This window comes from Campylobacter sp. 110 (assembly GCF_002383965.1).
Taxonomy (GTDB): domain Bacteria; phylum Campylobacterota; class Campylobacteria; order Campylobacterales; family Campylobacteraceae; genus Campylobacter_D; species Campylobacter_D coli.
In genome coordinates this window covers 1-3,370 of sequence record NZ_NXBD01000053.1, presented here as the reverse complement: position 1 = coordinate 3,370, position 3,370 = coordinate 1, and the positions used below count along the sequence as shown (strand labels likewise).

The 3,370-nt window shown below is 35.8% G+C and carries 2 protein-coding genes; both read left to right on the top strand.

Annotation, left to right across the window (positions count from 1 at the left end):
* Positions 1–1,638, top strand: a 1,638-nt coding sequence (locus BGS43_RS09110; protein ID WP_096569494.1) for a flagellin A, incomplete at its 5' end; no start/stop codon positions are given.
* Positions 1,639–1,783: 145 nt separating this feature from the next.
* Positions 1,784–3,370 (top strand): flagellin A (locus tag BGS43_RS09105; RefSeq protein WP_096569491.1); only part of this gene is annotated, 1,587 nt, incomplete at its 3' end.

The following is a 3,370-nucleotide window of genomic DNA, read 5'->3' as shown; positions in this document are numbered from 1 at the left end:
TCTTTAAGCAGACTTAGTTCAGGTCTTAGAATCAACTCCGCAGCAGATGATGCTTCAGGGATGGCGATAGCAGACAGTTTAAGATCTCAAGCTAATACTTTAGGTCAAGCTATCAACAATGGTAATGATGCTATAGGTATCTTACAAACTGCTGATAAGGCTATGGATGAGCAACTTAAAATCTTAGATACAATTAAAACTAAGGCAACTCAAGCGGCTCAAGATGGACAAAGTCTAAAAACAAGAACCATGCTTCAAGCAGATATCAACCGTTTAATGGAAGAACTTGACAATATCGCAAATACTACTTCATTTAACGGTAAGCAACTTTTAAGTGGAAATTTTATCAATCAAGAATTTCAAATCGGTGCTAGTTCAAATCAAACTATAAAAGCTACTATAGGAGCAACTCAATCTTCTAAGATAGGTTTAACACGCTTTGAAACAGGAGGAAGAATTACATCTGGTGGTGAAGTGGAATTTACTCTTAAAAATTACAATGGTATAGATGATTTTAAATTTCAAAAAGTTGTGATTTCAACTTCAGTTGGAACAGGACTTGGAGCCTTAGCAGATGAGATCAATAAAAGTGCTGATAAAACAGGTGTTAGAGCTACTTTTACAGTAGAAACTAGAGGTATATCAGCAGTTAGAGAAGGATCTACTTCAGATACTTTTGCTATCAATGGGGTAACTATAGGTAAAGTAGATTACAAAGATGGTGATGCCAATGGAGCCTTAGTTTCTGCAATCAATTCGGTTAAAGATACTACCGGAGTTGAAGCTTCAATCGATGCTAATGGACAGCTTTTACTTACTTCAAGAGAAGGTAGAGGGATTAAAATCGAAGGAAGTATTGGTAGAGGTGCTTTTATCAATCCAAATATGACGGAAAATTATGGTCGTTTATCTTTAGTTAAAAATGATGGTAAGGATATTTTAATCAGCGGTACAGGTCTTTCTTTTGCAGGTTTTGGAGCGAATAATTTTATCTCTCAGACTTCTGTTTCTTTAAGAGAGTCAAAAGGACAGCTTGATGCTAATATCGCTGATGCTATGGGATTTGGTTCTGCAAACAAAGGAATTATATTAGCTGGTTTTTCTTCTGTTAGCGCTTATATGAGTAGCGCAGGAAGTGGATTTTCTTCAGGTTCAGGTTTTTCTGTAGGTAGCAATAAAAATTATTCTACAGGTTTTGCAAACGCTATAGCTATTTCAGCTACTTCGCAACTTTCTAAGGTATATAATGTTTCTGCAGGCTCAGGTTTTTCAAGTGGTTCTAACTTATCTCAGTTTGCAACTATGAAAACAAGTGTTTTTGGAGTAAAAGATGAAACAGCAGGTGTGACTACACTTAAAGGCGCTATGGCTGTGATGGATATAGCTGAAACAGCTATAACAAATCTTGATCAAATCAGAGCCGACATTGGTTCGGTGCAAAATCAAGTTACATCAACTATAAACAACATTACCGTTACTCAAGTAAACGTTAAAGCAGCTGAATCACAAATCCGTGATGTAGACTTTGCAGCCGAGAGTGCAAACTACTCTAAAGCAAATATCTTAGCTCAAAGTGGCTCTTATGCCATGGCACAGGCTAATTCTGTTCAGCAAAATGTTTTAAGATTACTACAGTAGTTTACAAAAGCTGCAATATATACAAATCCAAGCCTAGTTTAGAACTAGGCTTTTTTATTTTAAACTCTAAAATTTTTAATTAAACTAAAACTTGGAACACTTTTTGCTTTAATCTTTTCGATGCAATATTTTGAAAGGATTTAAAATGGGTTTTAGGATAAACACTAACATCGGTGCATTAAACGCACATGCAAATTCAGTTGTTAATGCTAGAGAACTGGATAAGTCTTTAAGCAGACTTAGTTCAGGTCTTAGAATCAACTCCGCAGCAGATGATGCTTCAGGGATGGCGATAGCAGACAGTTTAAGATCTCAAGCTAATACTTTAGGTCAAGCTATCAACAATGGTAATGATGCTATAGGTATCTTACAAACTGCTGATAAGGCTATGGATGAGCAACTTAAAATCTTAGATACAATTAAAACTAAGGCAACTCAAGCGGCTCAAGATGGACAAAGTCTAAAAACAAGAACCATGCTTCAAGCAGATATCAACCGTTTAATGGAAGAACTTGACAATATCGCAAATACTACTTCATTTAACGGTAAGCAACTTTTAAGTGGAAATTTTATCAATCAAGAATTTCAAATCGGTGCTAGTTCAAATCAAACTATAAAAGCTACTATAGGAGCAACTCAATCTTCTAAGATAGGTTTAACACGCTTTGAAACAGGAGGAAGAATTACATCTGGTGGTGAAGTGGAATTTACTCTTAAAAATTACAATGGTATAGATGATTTTAAATTTCAAAAAGTTGTGATTTCAACTTCAGTTGGAACAGGACTTGGAGCCTTAGCAGATGAGATCAATAAAAGTGCTGATAAAACAGGTGTTAGAGCTACTTTTACAGTAGAAACTAGAGGTATATCAGCAGTTAGAGAAGGATCTACTTCAGATACTTTTGCTATCAATGGGGTAACTATAGGTAAAGTAGATTACAAAGATGGTGATGCCAATGGAGCCTTAGTTTCTGCAATCAATTCGGTTAAAGATACTACCGGAGTTGAAGCTTCAATCGATGCTAATGGACAGCTTTTACTTACTTCAAGAGAAGGTAGAGGGATTAAAATCGAAGGAAGTATTGGTAGAGGTGCTTTTATCAATCCAAATATGACGGAAAATTATGGTCGTTTATCTTTAGTTAAAAATGATGGTAAGGATATTTTAATCAGCGGTACAGGTCTTTCTTTTGCAGGTTTTGGAGCGAATAATTTTATCTCTCAGACTTCTGTTTCTTTAAGAGAGTCAAAAGGACAGCTTGATGCTAATATCGCTGATGCTATGGGATTTGGTTCTGCAAACAAAGGAATTATATTAGCTGGTTTTTCTTCTGTTAGCGCTTATATGAGTAGCGCAGGAAGTGGATTTTCTTCAGGTTCAGGTTTTTCTGTAGGTAGCAATAAAAATTATTCTACAGGTTTTGCAAACGCTATAGCTATTTCAGCTACTTCGCAACTTTCTAAGGTATATAATGTTTCTGCAGGCTCAGGTTTTTCAAGTGGTTCTAACTTATCTCAGTTTGCAACTATGAAAACAAGTGTTTTTGGAGTAAAAGATGAAACAGCAGGTGTGACTACACTTAAAGGCGCTATGGCTGTGATGGATATAGCTGAAACAGCTATAACAAATCTTGATCAAATCAGAGCCGACATTGGTTCGGTGCAAAATCAAGTTACATCAACTATAAACAACATTACCGTTACTCAAGTAAACGTTAAAGCAGCTGAATCA